The 17,224-nt window shown below is 72.7% G+C and carries 16 protein-coding genes; 9 read left to right on the top strand and 7 right to left on the bottom strand.

The window, feature by feature from the left end; translation table 11 throughout:
- Nucleotides 1-169: 169 nt before the first annotated feature.
- Nucleotides 170-1,381, top strand: coding sequence for an alpha/beta hydrolase (locus ACZ6TD_RS32215; RefSeq protein WP_471343748.1), 1,212 nt, complete (start codon nt 170-172; stop codon nt 1,379-1,381).
- 232 nt (nt 1,382-1,613) lie between these two features.
- On the opposite strand, the gene ACZ6TD_RS32210 is transcribed toward ACZ6TD_RS32215, so the two are convergent.
- Both ACZ6TD_RS32210 and ACZ6TD_RS32205 read right to left on the bottom strand, forming a co-directional pair.
- The gene (locus tag ACZ6TD_RS32210; protein ID WP_471343747.1) at nt 1,614-2,645 is read right to left on the bottom strand and encodes an aldo/keto reductase; all 1,032 of its coding nucleotides are present in this window, start codon (nt 2,643-2,645) and stop codon (nt 1,614-1,616) included.
- Entirely contained in the window at nt 2,642-3,106 is a 465-nt protein-coding gene (locus tag ACZ6TD_RS32205) for a MerR family transcriptional regulator (protein WP_471343746.1), read from the bottom strand. The genes ACZ6TD_RS32210 and ACZ6TD_RS32205 overlap by 4 nt, the downstream gene beginning before the upstream one ends.
- A 425-nt stretch (nt 3,107-3,531) precedes the next feature.
- Here ACZ6TD_RS32205 and ACZ6TD_RS32200 point away from each other — a divergent pair, with 425 nt between their 5' ends.
- Nucleotides 3,532-4,350, top strand: coding sequence for a serine hydrolase domain-containing protein (locus ACZ6TD_RS32200; protein ID WP_471343744.1), 819 nt, complete (start codon nt 3,532-3,534; stop codon nt 4,348-4,350).
- A gap of 153 nt (nt 4,351-4,503) precedes the next feature.
- Here the strand turns inward: ACZ6TD_RS32200 and ACZ6TD_RS32195 are convergent, their stop codons facing one another.
- Nucleotides 4,504-5,172 (bottom strand): pirin family protein, encoded by a 669-nt coding sequence (locus ACZ6TD_RS32195; RefSeq protein WP_471358222.1) that lies wholly within the window; start codon nt 5,170-5,172, stop codon nt 4,504-4,506.
- 109 nt (nt 5,173-5,281) lie between these two features.
- Between ACZ6TD_RS32195 and ACZ6TD_RS32190 the strand changes: the two genes are divergently transcribed.
- From ACZ6TD_RS32190 to ACZ6TD_RS32170, 5 genes are all read left to right on the top strand, one after another.
- Nucleotides 5,282-6,466, top strand: coding sequence for a PucR family transcriptional regulator (locus ACZ6TD_RS32190; RefSeq protein WP_020871571.1), 1,185 nt, complete (start codon nt 5,282-5,284; stop codon nt 6,464-6,466).
- A gap of 89 nt (nt 6,467-6,555) precedes the next feature.
- The gene (locus tag ACZ6TD_RS32185) at nt 6,556-7,548 is read left to right on the top strand and encodes an ACP S-malonyltransferase (RefSeq protein WP_471343742.1); all 993 of its coding nucleotides are present in this window, start codon (nt 6,556-6,558) and stop codon (nt 7,546-7,548) included.
- Nucleotides 7,545-8,555, top strand: a complete 1,011-nt coding sequence (locus ACZ6TD_RS32180) for a beta-ketoacyl-ACP synthase 3 (RefSeq protein WP_471343741.1) — start codon at nt 7,545-7,547, stop codon at nt 8,553-8,555. The genes ACZ6TD_RS32185 and ACZ6TD_RS32180 overlap by 4 nt, the downstream gene beginning before the upstream one ends.
- Before the next feature lie 82 nt (nt 8,556-8,637).
- Complete coding sequence (locus tag ACZ6TD_RS32175) at nt 8,638-8,886, top strand: acyl carrier protein (RefSeq protein ID WP_020871568.1); 249 nt, start codon at nt 8,638-8,640, stop codon at nt 8,884-8,886.
- Nucleotides 8,887-8,962: 76 nt separating this feature from the next.
- Nucleotides 8,963-10,228 (top strand): beta-ketoacyl-[acyl-carrier-protein] synthase family protein, encoded by a 1,266-nt coding sequence (locus tag ACZ6TD_RS32170; protein WP_471343740.1) that lies wholly within the window; start codon nt 8,963-8,965, stop codon nt 10,226-10,228.
- Nucleotides 10,229-10,350: 122 nt separating this feature from the next.
- On the opposite strand, the gene ACZ6TD_RS32165 is transcribed toward ACZ6TD_RS32170, so the two are convergent.
- Both ACZ6TD_RS32165 and ACZ6TD_RS32160 read right to left on the bottom strand, forming a co-directional pair.
- Nucleotides 10,351-11,244: an NAD(P)-dependent oxidoreductase gene (locus tag ACZ6TD_RS32165; RefSeq protein WP_471343738.1), complete on the bottom strand. Its 894-nt coding sequence runs from the start codon at nt 11,242-11,244 to the stop codon at nt 10,351-10,353.
- 60 nt (nt 11,245-11,304) lie between these two features.
- Nucleotides 11,305-11,799, bottom strand: coding sequence for a DUF3145 domain-containing protein (locus ACZ6TD_RS32160; protein ID WP_044575947.1), 495 nt, complete (start codon nt 11,797-11,799; stop codon nt 11,305-11,307).
- A 325-nt stretch (nt 11,800-12,124) separates the two neighbouring features.
- On the opposite strand from ACZ6TD_RS32160, the gene ACZ6TD_RS32155 reads away from it, so the two are divergent.
- Nucleotides 12,125-13,123 carry an SGNH/GDSL hydrolase family protein gene (locus tag ACZ6TD_RS32155; RefSeq protein ID WP_471343735.1) on the top strand — a complete coding sequence of 333 codons (999 nt, stop codon included), beginning with the start codon at nt 12,125-12,127 and terminating at the stop codon, nt 13,121-13,123.
- Nucleotides 13,124-13,314: 191 nt separating this feature from the next.
- On the opposite strand, the gene ACZ6TD_RS32150 is transcribed toward ACZ6TD_RS32155, so the two are convergent.
- On the bottom strand, nt 13,315-15,849 hold the full coding sequence (locus ACZ6TD_RS32150) for a glycoside hydrolase family 3 protein (RefSeq protein WP_471343733.1): 2,535 nt from the start codon (nt 15,847-15,849) through the stop codon (nt 13,315-13,317).
- Nucleotides 15,850-15,971: 122 nt separating this feature from the next.
- On the opposite strand from ACZ6TD_RS32150, the gene ACZ6TD_RS32145 reads away from it, so the two are divergent.
- Nucleotides 15,972-16,577 carry a TetR/AcrR family transcriptional regulator gene (locus tag ACZ6TD_RS32145; protein ID WP_471343732.1) on the top strand — a complete coding sequence of 202 codons (606 nt, stop codon included), beginning with the start codon at nt 15,972-15,974 and terminating at the stop codon, nt 16,575-16,577.
- Nucleotides 16,578-16,608: 31 nt separating this feature from the next.
- Here ACZ6TD_RS32145 and ACZ6TD_RS32140 read toward each other — a convergent pair whose 3' ends face one another.
- Complete coding sequence (locus ACZ6TD_RS32140; RefSeq protein ID WP_471343731.1) at nt 16,609-17,079, bottom strand: DUF6299 family protein; 471 nt, start codon at nt 17,077-17,079, stop codon at nt 16,609-16,611.
- Nucleotides 17,080-17,224: the final 145 nt, after the last annotated feature.

Here is a 17,224-nt window from a genome sequence, read left to right as displayed (position 1 = left end):
GCCGGGCGGCCACCCCCTACTGGGGTATGACATCCCACTTGGCACCGGGGGGTGACGTACCGCCACCCGACACCTCTCTACCTTTCCCTCCGCCACCGCCGGAACCACCGATGGGACCGCCGGTGAAACCACCGACGGAACCACCGACGGACGAGGGAAAGACGCCGCCATGTCCCAGACGCTACGCACCAGGCACTACGCACGACGCCTGATCACCGCGGCGCTCACCATCACCGTCATGGCGGGGACGGCCGGCTGGACGGTGGCCCACGAGGAGCAGGCCATCACCGGGCCGCCGCCGGGGACCGCCGCATGGCTGGCGGACCATTCGCTGGGCGGGGCCGGGCGCGAGCTGCCCGATCCGGCCACCACCTCGCCCGCCGGGATCGCCCGGTTCTTCGACCGGCTCACCGAGGTCCAGCGGAAGGCGCTGGTCATCCGGCACCCGGAGGTGGTGGGCAATCTGGACGGGGCACCGCTGAGCCTGCGGTACGAGGCCAACGCCCGGGCGATCCGGGCCGCCTGGCACAAGGAGCGGAAGGCCGATCCGAAGAGCCCGCTCGCCGAGCGGTACGCGGCGCTGCTGAAGCCCGGCCGCCAGATCCTCGCCTTCGATCCGCGCGGGCGCGGCCAGGTGGCGGAGGTGTACGGGGACTTGGCGGCGGCCCGGCGCACGGCCGTGATCGTGCCGGGTTCGGACATCGACCTGGACGACTTCGACCGCACGGGCGACCCGTACGGCGCCCCGGCCGGAATGGCCCGGTCGCTGCGGGCGCAGATGGCCGAGGACGCGCCCACGACGCCGACCGCCGTCATCGCCTGGGTCGGCTATACGACCCCGGTCGGGCTGGGCCCGGACGCCGCCACCAGCCGGCTGGCCAAGGCGGGCGCGCCCCGGCTGGACCGGTTTCTGGCCGGGCTCGCCGTGACCACCGCGGCCACCGCCGACGCCCCGCCCGCCGTCTTCTGCCACAGCTACGGCTCGGTGGTCTGCGGTCTCGCCGCCTCCGCGATGGACCGCGCCCGCGTCTCCGACCTGGTGGTGCTGGGCAGCCCGGGGATGCGCGCGGACAGCGCCGAGGGCCTGCGCACCGGGGCCCGGGTCTGGGCGGCGCGGGACCGCACCGACTGGATCCGGCGGGTGACCGGCTATGACTTCCTGGGCCTGGGCCACGGCGACGACCCGACCGATCCGTCCTTCGGCGCCCGGGTGGTCTCCTCCGAAAGCGCCCACGGGCACACCGGGTACTTCGCGCCGGGGACGGATTCGCTGCGCAACTTCTCGCGGATCGCGCTGGGGGACTTCGACGACGTGCGGTGCGCGGAGGAGGACGGCGGCGGTCCGGGCACGGGGCCGGACTGCCGCCAAGACCTCATCTGACCGCCGTCAGGCCCGGCATCTGGTGGTGCCGCGTCCGGCCCGGCATCTGGTGGTGCCGGGTGCCATCGGCCACCCGGCGAGCCCCGGCGCCCCGCGCTACGGCCCGACGCACGCCATCAACACGGCGGCCGCCCGCCACGCCCCGGCCGCCCGGCGCGTCCGACCGGTCGCGCCTGGCGCCCGACGGCACCGCGCACCGGCGGTCTCCCCCACTGCGGCCCGGCGCCGCAGGCTATTCGCGGCCCGCGCTCGTCGCGCTCATGTCGGCGTAGCGGGCGCCCGCCACCTGGCCCGCGATCGGCTCCAGCGCGGCCAGCTCGTCCGCGCTCAGCTCGATCCGGGTCGCGCCGGTGTTCTGCTCGATCCGGGCGCGGGTGCGAGTGCCGGGGATCGGCACCACGGCGAGCCCGTGCACCTGGGCCTGCTGCTGCACCCAGGCCAGCGCGATCTGGGCGAGCGTGGCCCCGCGCGCCTCGGCGATCTTCCGCAGCGGCTCCAGCAGCGCGGCGTTGGCGGCCGCGTTGTCGCCGGTGAAGCGGGGCTGAAGGCGGCGGAAGTCGCCCTCGCCCAGCTCCCGCTCCGCCTGGACGAAGGAGCCGGTGAGAAAGCCGCGGCCGAGCGGCGAGTACGGGACCAGGGCGACGCCCAGCTCGCGGGCGGCCCCGACCACGCTCTCCTCGATGTCGCGGCTGAACAGCGACCACTCCGACTGCACCGCCGCGATGGGGTGCACCGCGTGCGCCGCGCGCAGCTCGTTCGCCGTGACCTCGCTCAGTCCGAGGTGCTTGACCTTCCCCTCGGCCACCAGCTCGGCCATGGCGCCGACGCTCTCCTCCAGCGGCACCTCGGGGTTGCGCCGGTGCATGTAGTACAGGTCGATGTGGCCGACCCCGAGGCGGCGCAGGCTGCCCTCGATGGCCTGGCGGATGTACGGGCGGTCGTTGCGGATCCGCTGGCGGCCGAACGGGTCGCTCTCGTCGCGCTCGATGGCGAACTTGGTGGCCAGGGTGATCCGGTCCCGGTTGGCCCGGACGAAGGGGGAGATGAATTCCTCGTTCCGTCCGAAGCCGTAGACATCGGCGGTGTCGAAGAGCGTGACGCCCAGCTCCAGGGCCCGTTCCAGCGTGGCCCGCGCCTCCGCCTCGTCGTGGGTCGGTCCGTAGGCCCAGCTCATGCCCATGCAGCCCAGGCCCTGAACGCCGACCTCGGGTCCGCCGGTCCCCAGGCCGACGGTCGCGATGGTCTCGTTGGTGCTGTCGCTCATACGGGGTCAAACCTCTCCGACGCCCTCCGGGCGTCAGCGTAGACATCGATCTTGAAGTCGAGGACTTCGAGCGTGCTCTGGAGCTCGGCGATCCGCTCCCGCACGTTCTCGCGGTGCGTGGTCAGCAGCTCCTCGCGCTCGGCGAAGGTGTGCTCGCCCTCCCGCACCAGCTCGGCGTAGCGGACCATGTCCGCGACCGGCATCCCGGTCAGCCGCAGCTTGCCGACGAGGTCGAGCCAGTCCAGGTCGCGGTTGGTGAAGCGGCGCTGGCCGGTGTGCGTACGGTCCACATGGGGCATCAGCCCGATCCGCTCGTACCAGCGCAGGGTGTGGGCCGTCAGCCCGGTGTGGGCGACGACCTCACTGATCGAGTACCGGTCCTGCCCGGTGGGCCGGGGGTGGCCGCTCCTCCCCGCGCAGTTCTTCCGCGCCGTCACCGGGGCGCTCTCCATCACGGTCATGCCGATTCACCTCTCGCGGGTCGCGGATCCGCACACCTCGTCGACGTCTTCAACGCTATTGAGTTCGAGTGCACTCCAAGCAAGCGGAGATTTGGGGGAACCTTGGCGCCTGCGGCGGGCTGCTCCCCTCCCCGCCCCTTCCCGAAACTGGGGCTTCGCCCCAGACCCCGGCCAGCCAATCGCCGCGAACAGCGCCCGCCCTGCGGCCGCCCTGGACCCGGGCTCACCGGCCAGCCGCCGCTCGACCGCCGCGTCGCAGGCGTCGCGGTCGGCCCCCGGTCGGCGAGCCGATCGGGGCGACGGTCGGCCCGTCGCCCCGGGGTCCAGGGGCGGAGCCCCTGGTTGCGAGAAGGGGCGGGGAGGGGGAAGCGTCGATATGCGGCTCCGCCGCGGGGCCCCGCCGGGCACCCCGTAGGCTCATGGGCATGGAGAGCCTGCGGATGATCGAGAACTGGCCGGTTCCGACGGCGGCGGCCGCCGTCGTGCGCGCGGACGGCACCCTGGCCGGATCGTACGGCCCGACCGGCCATCGCTTCCCCCTCGCCTCGGTCACCAAGCCGCTCGCCGCCTACGCCGCGCTGGTCGCCGTCGAGGAGGGCGCGGTGGAGCTGGACGAACCGGCGGGACCCGAGGGCTCCACGGTGCGCCATCTGCTGGCGCACACCTCCGGGCTCGCCTTCGACGAGCACCGCTCGGTCGCCGCGCCCGGCAACCGCCGGCTCTACTCCAACGCCGGGTTCGAGGTGCTGGGCGACCACATCGCCAAGGCCACGGACATCCCGTTCCCGGAGTATCTGCGCCAGGCGGTGCTGCAGCCGCTCGGCATGGTCGCCACCGACCTGCCCGGCTCGCCCGCCAAGGACGGCGTCTCGACCGTGGACGACCTGGTGCGCTTCGCGGCGGAGCTGCAGGCCCCGCGGCTGCTGGCGGCCGAGACGCTGGCCGGGGCCGCCTCCGTGGTCCACCCGGGTCTCACCGGTGTGCTGCCCGGCTACGGACATCAGCGGCCCAACGACTGGGGGCTCGGCTTCGAGATACGCGACGGCAAGTCGCCGCACTGGACCGGCGCCTCGTCCTCGCCCCGCACCTTCGGGCATTTCGGCCAGTCCGGGACGTTCCTGTGGGTGGACCCGGACGCGGGCGCCGCCTGTGTGGCCCTGACCGACCGGGCCTTCGGCCCGTGGGCGATCGAGGTCTGGCCCGGGTTCACCGACGCGGTCCTGGCCGAGTTGGGGCAGAGCTGAGCCAGGGGTCTCCAACGGATCGTGGCGCCTGCGGCGGGCTGCTCCCCTCCCCGCCCCTTCCCTCAACTGGGGCTCCACCCCAGCCCCCCGGGGTCCAGGGGCGAAGCCCCTGCCACGCGGCGGAGCCGGACGCCCCGTAGCCCCTCAACACCCTCAGCTGTAGCCCGGCTCCGCGTGCATCTCCCAGATCAGCAGCTCGGCCGGGCCCTCGGCGCGCGCCTCAAGACCCTCCTCGGCGGAGATCCGGGCCGCGTCGCCGGGCGTGAGGGTCTCCCCGCCGATCCGCACCGCGCCGCGCACCGCGTGCGCGTACACCCACGGCGCGTCCGGCAGCGCGGTGCGCTCACCGTCCACCAGCCGCCGCACATGCAGCACCGCCTCGGTGCGCTCCAGCGCGTACGGGGTGCCGTCGGCGATGCCGCGCACCACCTCGTACGCCGGGTCCGTGGCGGCACCCGGGCCCGGCATCAGCCACATCTGGACGAAGGTGAGGGGTTCCGCACCCGCGTTGCGCTCGGTGTGACGCACTCCGCTTCCGGCGCTGAGCCGCTGGACGTCGCCGGGGCGCACGGCGGTCCGCGCGCCGGTGGAGTCCTCGTGGGTCAGCTCGCCCTCGACGACCCAGGTGACGATCTCCATATCGCGGTGCGGGTGTTCGGCGAAGCCGGCGCCGGGGGCGAGCCGTTCCTCGTTGCAGGCCACGAGGGACCCGAACCGCACATTGCCGGGGTCGTAGTGCCCAGAGAAGGAAAAGGCGTGGCGCGTCTCGATGCCCGCGCCCTCCCCGCCCGGATACCGTGCACCGGACCGCTGTATCCACATCACCCGGTCCACGGTAGTGCGCCCCGGACCGTCCGCCCCCGCCCCGTCCCTACCCCCGCGTAGCCTCCCGCCCCCAGCGCTCACCACCCGATAAGGCAGTCTTGTCCTCGTGCCTGAACCAGCCTCGAACACCCCGCATCCGCACAGTGCCACCCTGCGCCGCCTGGAGAAGTCCTCCGGGAAGCTCGCCGCCAACGCCATCGCGCGCATGGACGAGCAGCTGCCGTGGTACCGGGCGATGCCGCCCGAGAACCGCTCCTGGATCGGGCTGGTGGCGCAGGCGGGCATCGCGGCCTTCACCGAATGGTTTCGCCACCCCGAGGCACCCCAGGCGATCAGCACCGATGTGTTCGGCACCGCCCCGCGCGAGCTGACCCGGGCGATCACCCTGCGGCAGACCGTGGAGATGGTCCGCACGACCATCGAGGTCATGGAGTCGGCGATCGACGACGTGGCGGCCCCGGGTGATGAGTCGGTGCTGCGCGAGGCGCTGCTGGTGTACGCGCGGGAGATCGCCTTCGCCACCGCCCAGGTGTACGCGCAGGCCGCCGAGGCGCGCGGCGCCTGGGACGCCCGGCTGGAGTCGCTGGTGGTCAACGCGGTGCTGTCCGGCGAGGCGGACGAGGGGGCGCTGTCCCGCGCCGCCGCCCTGGGCTGGAACTCGCCCGAACATGTGTGCGTGGTGCTGGGTACCGCCCCGGACGGGGACAGCGAGCTGACCGTCGAGGCGATCCGGCGGGCCGCCCGCCATGCCAAGCTGCAGGTGCTCACCGGGGTGCTGGGCGACCGTCTGGTGGTGGTCGCGGGCGGCTCGGACAATCCGCTCCAGGCGGCGAAGGCGCTGATCGGGCCGTATGCCCCGGGGCCGGTGGTGGCCGGTCCGGTGGTCTCCGACCTGCTGGCCGCGACCCGCTCGGCGGGGGCGGCGGCGGCCGGGCTGAAGGCGTGCACCGCCTGGCCGGACGCGCCCCGTCCGGTGCTCGCCGACGATCTGCTGCCCGAGCGCGCGATGGCCGGGGATCCGGCTGCCCGTGAGCAGTTGGTGGAGGAGATCTACAGACCGTTGGAGGAAGCCGGTTCGGCGCTGCTCGAGACACTGAGTGTGTACCTCGAACAGGCGAGCAGTCTGGAGGGTGCGGCCCGGATGCTCTTCGTTCACCCGAACACCGTCCGCTACCGGCTACGACGTGTGACGGACGTCACCGGATGGTCACCTTCCGACGTCCGGTCGGCGTTTACTCTGCGCATAGCCCTGATCCTGGGACGTCTCGCCGACGCGAACATATTGCCCTGACCGTTTGTTGGACCCCCACAATTCCCCTGACGGTTCTTCGTCCTTGTCCTCACGGGCGAGTCGGACCGTCCACAAGAGAGAGTGTGAGAGTGCTCGTACTCGTCGCTCCCGGCCAGGGCGCTCAGAAGCCCGGCTTCCTGACCCCCTGGCTCGACCTCCCCGGCGTCACCGAACGTCTGACCTGGTGGTCGGCCGTCTCCGGCCTGGACCTCATCCACTACGGCACCAAGGCCGACGAGGAGGAGATCCGCGACACCGCGGTGGCCCAGCCGCTGCTGGTGGCCGCCGGTCTGGTCGCCGCCCACGCGCTGTTCGGCGAGGGCGTCGAGGGCGCGACCGGTCTCGCGGAGCTGCCGAACCGTATCGGCGCGGTCGCGGGCCACAGCGTCGGCGAGATCACCGCGGCCGTGGCCTCCGGTGTGCTCACCGACGAGGCGGCCATGGTGCTGGTCCGCCGCCGCGGACTCGCCATGGCGGAGGCCGCGAGCCGCACCGAGACCGGAATGGCCGCCATACTGGGTGGTGAGCAGGACACTGTCGTCGCCCACCTCGACAAGCACGGACTGACCCCGGCGAACGTCAACGGCGCCGGGCAGATCGTGGCGGCGGGCACCGCCGAGCAACTGGCGGCGCTGGCCGAGGACAAGCCGGAGGGGGTGCGCCGCGTCGTACCGCTCAAGGTGGCCGGCGCGTTCCACACCGACCACATGGCCCCGGCGGTCGCCGCCCTCGAGGCCCTGGTCGCGGGCGTCCCGGTGGCCGATCCGCGCACCCGATACGTCTCCAACCGGGACGGCGGGGTCGTGGCGTCCGGGACCGAGGTGATCGAGCGGATGGTCGCCCAGGTGTCCAACCCGGTGCGCTGGGATCTGTGCATGGAGACCTTCCAGAAGCTGGGCGTCACCGCGCTGATCGAGGTGGCCCCGGGCGGCACGCTCACCGGCATCGCCAAGCGCGCGCTGCCGGGCGTCACCAATGTGGCGCTGAAGACTCCGGACGATCTCGACGCGGCCCGTGCGCTGATCGAGGAGCACGCCGTTCCCGTCGACACCCCGGCCGAAGAGGAGCTCCGAGAAGCATGACCGCGAAGATCAAGCCCAGTAAGGGCGCCCCGTACGCGCGCATTCTCGGCGTCGGTGGCTACCGTCCGACCCAGGTGGTGCCGAACGAGGAGATCCTCAAGCACATCGACTCCTCCGACGAGTGGATCCGCTCCCGCTCCGGCATCGCCACCCGGCACTGGGCCGGTCCGGACGAGACGGTCGCCGCCATGTCCGTGGAGGCCGGAGGCAAGGCCATCGCCGACGCCGGCCTGACGCCGGAGCAGATCGGCGCCGTGATCGTCTCCACGGTCTCGCACCTGAAGCAGACCCCGGCGGTCGCCACCGAGATCGCGCATCTGCTGGGCGCCGGCAAGCCGGCCGCGTTCGACATCTCGGCGGGCTGCGCGGGCTTCGGCTACGGGCTGACCCTCGCCAAGGGCCTGATCACCGACGGCACCGCGGAGCATGTGCTGGTCATCGGGGTCGAGCGGCTTTCGGACCTGACCGATCTGGAGGACCGGGCGACGGCCTTCCTGTTCGGCGACGGCGCCGGCGCCGTGGTGGTCGGCCCCTCCAAGGAGCCCGCGATCGGCCCGACCGTCTGGGGCTCGGAGGGCGACAAGTCCGACACCATCACCCAGACGCTGCCCTGGGACGTCTACCGCCGGCAGGACGCCGCCGACGTGCGCTACCCGGCGCTGCGCCAGGAGGGCCAGGCCGTCTTCCGCTGGGCCGTCTACGAGATGGCGAAGGTCGCCCAGCAGGCCCTGGACGAGGCCGGGGTCAGCGCGGATGAGCTCGACGCGTTCATCCCCCACCAGGCCAATATGCGGATCATCGACTCGATGATCAAAACCCTCAAGCTGCCGGAGCACGTCACGGTCGCCCGTGACGTGGAGACCACCGGCAACACCTCGGCCGCCTCCATTCCGCTCGCCATGGAGCGGCTGTTGGCGACGGGGCAGGCGAAGAGCGGCGACACCGCGCTCGTCATCGGATTCGGAGCGGGTCTCGTCTACGCAGCGACGGTCGTTACCCTCCCTTAGGCTCCATAGTCCATATCCACGCAGCCCCGTAGAAGTCGGACGCTGCGCCACCACCGCAACACACCGAAGAAGGAGCGCCGCAATGGCCGCCACTCAGGAAGAGATCCTCGAGGGTCTCGCCGAGATCGTCAACGAGATCGCCGGTATCCCGACCGAGGACGTCCTGCTGGACAAGTCCTTCACCGACGACCTGGACGTCGACTCGCTGTCCATGGTCGAGGTGGTCGTCGCCGCCGAGGAGCGCTTCGACGTGAAGATCCCGGACGACGACGTCAAGAACCTCAAGACCGTCGGCGACGCCGTCGACTACATCCTCAAGCACCAGGGCTGAGCCCGTATCAAGGCCGGTCGTCGCCACCCGTGCGGTGGCAGGTCCAGCACCTTCTACACGTGGAGTAGGAATTCCTGTGAACTCGACCAATCGCACCGTGGTCGTCACCGGTGTTGGTGCCACGACGCCGCTGGGTGGCGACGCCCCGTCGACCTGGGAGGCCCTGCTTTCCGGCCGGTCCGGCGTCCGCCTCCTGGAGGAGGAATGGGCGGCCGAGTTGCCGGTCCGCATCGCCGCGAAGATCGCGGTGGAGCCAGGCACGGTCATTCCGCGTCCGCAGGCCCGCAAGCTCGACCGGTCCGCGCAGTTCGCGCTGCTCGCGGCTCGTGAGGCATGGGCGGACGCGGGCTTCACCGCCAAGGCGGGCGAGGACTCCTCGATCGACCCCGACCGGCTCGGCGCGGTCGTGGCCTCCGGTATCGGCGGGGTCACCACCCTGCTCGACCAGTACGACGTGCTGCGCGAGAAGGGCGTCCGCAAGGTCTCCCCGCACACCGTGCCGATGCTGATGCCCAACAGCCCGGCGGCGAACGTCAGCATCGACCTCAACGCCCGCGCGGGCGCGCACACCCCGGTGAGCGCGTGCGCCTCCGGTGCCGAGGCCATCGGCTACGCCATCGAGATGATCCGCACCGGCCGCGCCGATGTGGTCGTCGCGGGCGGCACCGAGGCGTCCATCCACCCGCTGCCCATGGTCGCCTTCGGCAACATGATGGCGATGTCCAAGAGCAACGACGACCCGCAGGGCGCCTCGCGCCCGTTCGACGTCGACCGCAACGGCTTCGTGATGGGCGAGGGCTCGGGCGCCATCGTCCTGGAGTCGGCGGAGCACGCCGCGGCACGCGGCGCCCGGGTGTACGCGCAGGCCATCGGCCAGGGCATCTCGGCCGACGCCCACCACATCACCCAGCCGGAGCCGTCCGGCAACGGCATCGGGAACGCGCTGCAGAACCTGGTGGAGAACACCGGCATCAGCGGTGCCGAGATCGCGCACGTCAACGCGCACGCGACCTCGACGCCGCAGGGCGACCTGGCGGAGGTCAAGGCGCTGCGCAAGGTGTTCGGCGACGACGTGGACCACATGGCGGTCTCCGCCACCAAGTCCATGACGGGCCATCTGCTCGGTGGCGCGGGCGGTGTGGAGACGGTGGCCAGCGTGCTCGCGCTGTACCACCGGCTGGCCCCGCCGACGATCAACATCGGCTCGCTGGACCCGGAGGCGGACGCGGACGTCGTGACCGGCGAGGCGCGGGCGCTGCCGGCCGAGGGCCCGATCGTGGCGCTGAACGACTCGTTCGGCTTCGGCGGCCACAATGTGGTGCTGGCCTTCCGCTCGGTCTGACGCCGAGGGGAGTCTGACGCGGCGATACGCGGCGTCGAGAGTCTGACGCGGCGATACGCGGGTGCGGCCCGCCCCCGGCTCCGGCCGGGGGCGGGCCGCTTCCGCGTCAGGGCGTCAGGGCGTCAGGGGGCTTCGCCGTCGAAGCTGGCGAAGTACGAGGCCACCATGTCCTCGTCGCCGTGTCCCGCCTCGATCGCGCGGCGGAACCGCTCCGCGCCCGCGGCCGCCAGGTCCAGCCGCACTCCGGCGCGCTCCCCGGCCTGCACGATCAGCCGGGCGTCCTTCTCGGCGGTCTTGGTGGCGAAGCTGGGCTCGAGGTCGCCCCGGAGCACCTGGGCCGACTTGACCCGCATATAGCCGTTGTCCAGCGGGCCGCCCTCGACCGCGTCCAGGAAGCCCTGCCAGTCCACGCCCAGCCCCTTGGCGAGGGCGGCCGCCTCGGCGGTGGCGTGGGTGACGTTGAGGACCCAGCTGTTGAGCACCAGCTTGAGCCGGGTGGCGGCGGCCCCCTCCGCGCTGTCGCCGACCCACACCGTACGGCTGCCGATGGCGTCGAAGACCGGCCAGACGACCGGGCGGACGGGGTTGGGCCCGGCGGCCAGCACCAGCAGTTGCCCGCTCTCCGCGGGCTGCCTGGTGCCGAGCACGGGCGAGTCGATGAGGACGAGGTCCTTCTCGCGGGCGAACGCGGCGAGCGATTCCAGCGCCTCAAGACCCGCCGTGGTGGCCTGGGCCCACACGGTGCCGGGGCGCAGCGCGGGGGCGGCCTGCCGCATCGTCTCGAGCGTCACGGCGCCGTCGTAGAGGATGGTCAGGACGACATCGGCGCCGTCCACGGCCTCGGCCGGGGTGTCGGTGACGCGTACGCCGTCCTCGCTGAGCGGCTCGGCCTTGGATCGGGTGCGGTTCCACGCACGGACCTCGAGCCCGGAGCGGGCGAGGTTGCGGGCCATTCCGGAGCCCATGATGCCGGTGCCGAGGACCGCGACGGACGTTGCCGGGTGTTGTTCGGTCATTCCGCCACGCTAAAACCCGAAGCGGGCTCCCGGCCAAAGGGACGGCGGCGCGTCAGGCGCTCAGACGACCTGGTGCAGCCAGCGGACCGGGGCGCCCTCACCCGCGTAGCGGAACGGCTCCAGCTCGTCGTCCCAGGGCTTGCCGAGCAGCTTGGCGATCTCCGCCTCGAGGTCGCTCTCGCCGCGGGCGGAGCGGGCGAGGGCGGCGCGCAGCCGGTCCTCGGGGATCAGGATGTCGCCGTGCATGCCGGTGACGGCGTGGAAGATGCCGAGCTCGGGGGTGGAGCTGTAGCGCTCGCCCTCGGCGGTGGCGCAGGGCTCGGCCGTCACCTCGAAGCGCAGCAGATGCCAGCCGCGGAGCGCGGAGGCCAGTTTGGAGGCCGTGCCGACCTCGCCCTGCCAGGAGAACTCGGCACGCCAGGTGCCGTTCGCCGCCGGCTGCTTGATCCAGTCGAGAGTGACACGCACGCCGAGGACGCCCGCGATGGCCCATTCGACGTGCGGGCACAGCGCGCGCGGAGCGGAGTGCACATACAGAACTCCACGGGTCGTCACCGGTGCCTCCTGTGCGGTTCGAGGTGCGCCTTCCCCAGCGGCCTCGCGCCCGTACCGGTCCCGCCCGGGACATCGGATCACATTCTGCCCTAGTGATCACTCCCACACCAGCCTCGACGTCACCTTCAGTGAAATTTATCGTGCAGAATTCTCTAGAAAGTGGACAGGATGTGACGGGGCGTAATGTGCTGGTACCGCATAGCGCGCCATGTCGCGGGGACGGCGCTCATCTGGCACAAGAAAAACGTACCGTGCGATCCAGCCGGAGGAGTGACGTACCGTCGGTCCGGATAGATATCACCCAACAGCCGGAGGGGGAACAGCCATGCGGGTCAGCGCGACACGCCGGAAGCGATCGGCGGCCGCTTCCTCGACCACGCGTACGATCGTGCGCCCGTCCTCGCCCACCGCCGGGCGCACCGCTGGGCGCGCTCTTTCGCGCTCCGCCGGGCGCACCGGCGTGGTGCTGTTCACCACCGCCGCCGTACTGAGCTCCGCGGGCTGTTTCGGCAGCTCGGACGACCCCTCCCGGCACGGGCCGACCCGCGCGGGGAAGACTCCCGGCGCCAAGCGGGCCATCGTCTGGAACACCCGGCCGACCTCGATCGCCTCCCTGGGCGACTCCATCACCCGAGGCTTCGACGCCTGTTCGGTGCTCTCCGACTGCCCCGAGGTGTCATGGTCCACCGGCACCGATGTGAAGAGCCTCGCCCAGCGGCTGCTGCCCTCCGCCACCGCCGGCGCGGGCACTCACGCCTGGAACTTCGCCAAGACCGGCGCGGTCGTGGCCGACCTCCCCGGCCAGATCGAGGCGGCCGCGGCCCGCAAGCCGAAGCTGATCACCGTGATGATCGGCGCCAATGACGCGTGCCGGGACTCGGTGGACGACATGACCTCCACCGAGCAGTTCCGCACCACCTTCACCTCGGCGCTCACCCGGCTGCGCCGTGATCTGCCGAAGACCCAGGTGTATGTGGCCAGCGTGCCGGATCTGAAGCGGCTGTGGTCCGAGGGGCGGAAGAACGTCTTCGGCCGGCAGATCTGGAAGCTGGGCATCTGCCCGTCGATGCTGAAGGACTCCCAGGACCTGGACGCGGCCTCCAACGATCGCCGACAGCGGGTGGCGGACCGGGTGACCGAGTACAACAAGGTGCTGAAGGACGTGTGCGGGCGGGATGTGCTGTGCCGGTACGACCCGGCGGTGCACGAATACCGCTTCACCACGCATGAGCTGAGCAAATGGGACTGGTTCCACCCCAGCAAGGCGGGCCAGGCGCAACTGGCCGAGATGGCCTACCGCCGCATTACCGCTTCCGCGCCCTGACCCCGAGCCGGGCGCGGGGCGCCCCTCCGGGCCGGGCGAGGGGGCGCAGCCCGGTCCCCCCGGGGTCTGGGGCGCGGCCCCGGGTTCGGGAAGGGGCGGGGAGGGGGCAGCATCGATATGCGGCTCCGCCGCGTGGGCCCACCGCAGGCGCCACGATCCCCGGGCCGCAGGGGTGGCGTGCGTTGGGCGGCTCAGGCTCTCGGCTGCACGGGCACCGCGACCGACAGGCGGCCGTCGGCCACGCTGCGGCCTGCTTCTGCCGCGTAGATGCCCGGGATCAGGCGCCAGGCGCCCTTTGTCTCGTCCCAGATCTCCGCTGCCCGGCGGGGCAGGGGGATGGTCGCCTCGGCCGTCTCCCCCGGGGCCGCGTGCACCGGCGCGAAGCCCGCGAGGCGGCGCACCGGCCGCTCCTCCCCGTCGTCCTCGGGCACGGTGAGGTAGAGCTGCACGACCTCACGGCCCGCCCTGGCCCCCGTATTGCGGACCCGCACGGTCACCGTGCCCAGCGCCTCGCCGTCGCCCTCCGCGGGGGTGACGTCCATCGCCTCGTACGCCCAGTCCGTGTAGCCGAGGCCGTGCCCGAACCAGTACGCCGGAGCGGTCCCCTCCCGCCGCTCCCACGCGCGGTAGCCGATGAACACGCCCTCGTCGTAGACCAGTCGGCCCTCGGTCGGCGTGACCGTGCTGACCGGGGCGTCCTCGAGCCGCCGGGGCCAGGTCGTGGGCAGGCGGCCGCCGGGCTCCTCCGCGCCCAGCAGGACGTCGGCGAGCGCGGCCCCGGCCTCCTGGCCCGGGAACCAGCTCAGCAGCACGGCCGCGACCTCGTCCCGCCAGTCCATCTCGACCGGTGAGCCCGCGTTGACCACCACCACGGTGGGGGTGCCGGTGGCGGCGACCCGGCGCACCAGCTCGTCCTGGCGGCCCGGCAGCCGCAGATGCCCGCGGTCGAACCCCTCGCTCTCGACCCGCTCGGTGGTGGCGACCACCACCACGGCCGCCTCGGCCGCCGAGGCCGCGGTGACGGCCTCCTGGATCAGCTCCTCGGCGTCCCGCTCCGGGGCCCGGTGCAGCAGGCTGAAGCAGACGGCGTCGAGGAGGGCGTCCTCGGGGCGGGCCACCGCGCAGGTGAGGCTGACCTCCACCGGTTCGCCCGCCGTGAGCTCCACCTGGCCCCGGGGCACGGGCGAGCCCATGAATGCCTCGAAGGGGTCGCCGACGTCCTGCGGGTGCTCCTCCCCCTCGAAGAGCACCGTGCCGTCCACGGCCAGCCGGAGGCCGCCCAGCCCCCTGGTGCCGAAGGAGTGGGCGCCGCTCTCGCGCGGGGTGAAGGTGCCGACGGTCTCGACGGTGTGCAGTTCCTCGAAGCTCACCCCGTCGGGGAAGTCGCCGATCCACTGCACCTGCCCACTGGCCAGCCGGGACTCCCCGAGCACCCGCCCGTCGGCGGCCCGGACCACGGCGCGCAGCGCGAACCCCTGGGCGGCGGGGGCGAGTTCATCGGTGGGGTCGGCGCCCACGGCGTAGCTGAGCCGGACGCCCGGCGGGAGGGCGGCCCGCAGCCCGTCGAGCGGTGAGACCACATGGTCGGGGAAGACCACCGCCGAGCCGCCGCCCAGCACCCGGGCGTCGCGCGCCGCGGCGCCGATCAGGGCCAGCGACCGCACCCCGCCGGGGGTGCCGGGGTCGAGGGGCAGCACCGCTTCCCGCCCGCCCGCGCCCTCGTTCCGCAGCAGCACGAAGGACCGCCGGGCGATCTCGCGGGCCAGCGCGTCCCCGTCGATCGGGCCGGGCCGGTCGGCGGGGGCGACGGCCGGGGCCGCGCCGTCCAGGACGCCGACCCGGGCGGCCAGGGTGAGCAGCCGCCGCACCGCCTCGTCCAGCTCCGCCTCGCTCACCCGGCCGTCGCGCACCGCGGCCGCCAGCGCCTCGCCGTAGACGGTCCGCGGGCCGGGCATCGCGACATCCAGCCCGCCCTTGAGCCCCCGCACGGTGTCACGGGCCGCCATCCAGTCGGAGACGATGAAGCCGTCGAAGCCCCACTCACCGCGCAGCACCCCCTGCTGGAGCTCGCGGTGCTCGGTCATGGTCGAGCCGTTGACCCCGTTGTAGGCGGCCATGACGCCCCAGGGGCGGGCGTTCTTGACGATGGCTTCGAAGGGCGCGAGATACAGCTCGCGCAGCGCCCGCGCACCGATCGCGTTGTCGACGGTGAAGCGCTCGGTCTCGGCGTCGTTGGCCACGAAGTGCTTGACGGTGGTGCCCACTCCGCCGTCCTGCACACCCGTCACATAGCCGGTGCCGATCTCGCCGGTGAGATACGGATCCTCGCTGTACGCCTCGAAGTGGCGGCCGCCCAGCGGGGAGCGGTGCAGATTGACCGTCGGCGCGAGCAGCACATGGACGCCCTTGCGCCGCGCCTCCTGCGCGAGCAGCCGCCCAGCCCGCCGGGCGAGCTCCGGGTCCCAGGTGGCGGCGAGCGCGGTGGGGCTGGGCAGGGCGATGGAGGGGTCGTCGGCGGTCCAGTGGACGCCGCGGACGCCGATCGGGCCGTCGGACATCACCAGGGAGCGCAGCCCGATCGCCGGTACGGCGGGCAGGCTCCACATGTCCTGCCCGGACAGCAGCCGCGCCTTGGTGTCCAGATCCAGCAGGCCGAGGGCCTTCTCCACGGCCTCGGCCGCACCCCCGCCGCCGCCCTCGCCGCCCTCGCCGATCGCGTCCGCCATCGCTCGCCCCTCCCGGTGCTGGTCCCGTCCGGTCCTCGTCCGGGGCCATCGTGGACCCGGGAACCTGTCGCCAGGTAGGTACCGTTATCGACTCGTTATCAAACATGCTCTACGGTACGAGCATGGAGAGGACGACCGAGCGCGGTACCAGACGTGGTGAGGAACGACGGGCGGAGATCGTCCGCCGCGCGCTCGAAGTGATCGCCGAGCGCGGCTACCGGGGCGCGACCCTCGGCGCGGTCGCCGAGCGGGTGGGCCTCACCCAACAGGGGCTGCTCCACTACTTCCCCACCAAGGACTCCCTGCTCATCGCCGTGCTCGAGGAGCGCGACCAGTGGGACACCGGCTCCGCGCGCCACGACGGAGGGCACGTATGGCCGCTGGACCTGCTCGCCTCGCTGGTGGAGTACAACGCGATGCGCCCCGGCATCGTCCAGACCTTCTCCGCGCTCCTCGGCGAGAGCGTCACCGACGACCACCCCGCGCGCGGCTTCTTCACCCAGCGCTATGACAAGGTGCGCGCCGACATGGCGGCCATCCTGCGCGGCGAGTTCGGCGACCGGCTCCCCGGCGGGCTCACCCCGGAGGCCGCCGCGCCGCTGCTGGTGGCGGTGATGGACGGGCTCCAGTTCCAGTGGCTGCACGACCGGGACGCGGTGGACATGCCCGCCCTCTTCCGGGCCTTCGTCTCCCTGCTGGGGCAGGGAGACGAAGCGGCCGAGGGGTGACGGCCGGTGCGCGCCGTCCCGTGGCGGTGGCTCAGTCGTCGCCGCCCACCAGCCTGACCTCTCGCTCGACCCCGACCGTGCTCCTCGGCATGGGCACGAAGGAGCCGCCGGTGTCGAACGTCAGCAGCGTGGCCTCGGCGTCCGCCGGTCCCGGTTCGTACCGCCCCACGTCCACCGCGTCGATCAGCCAGCGGTGCCGCTGTCCGTCGCAGATCGCGGTATAGCCGCCGAGGCCGTGCCGCTCCCGGCCCTGGGTGAGGGTGACGAGCACGCTCGCCCGCGTGTACTCCATCCCTTCCCGGACGCATCGGTAGCTGCCGTACAGCGTGACGGACCCGTCCCGGGTGACGTCCCCGGTGCGGTCGATGGTCAGATCGTCGGTCCAGGGCAGGGGCAGACGCGGCCGGTCATACCCGCCGTGCCCGGCGGGCGCGGCGTGGGCGGCCGGTGCCGCCATGAGAAGAACGATGAGGGCGCCGAGGGCGCGGCGGCGGTTGCGCATGGACGTACATACCTCCTGGGGGGAGTTCACTTGCCCGTACAGCTACCGGGCGCTCGAACCCGTCCGGGGGAACCTCACCCCCGTGCGGCGTGTCCGGCACCGCCCAACGGGTGGCCGCGCGGCGCCGGGTTGACCCCGTGACGCC

This window comes from Streptomyces yongxingensis (assembly GCF_055597465.1).
The sequence above is the reverse complement of the archived record's forward strand: the minus strand, read 5'-3'. Positions and strand labels throughout refer to the sequence as shown.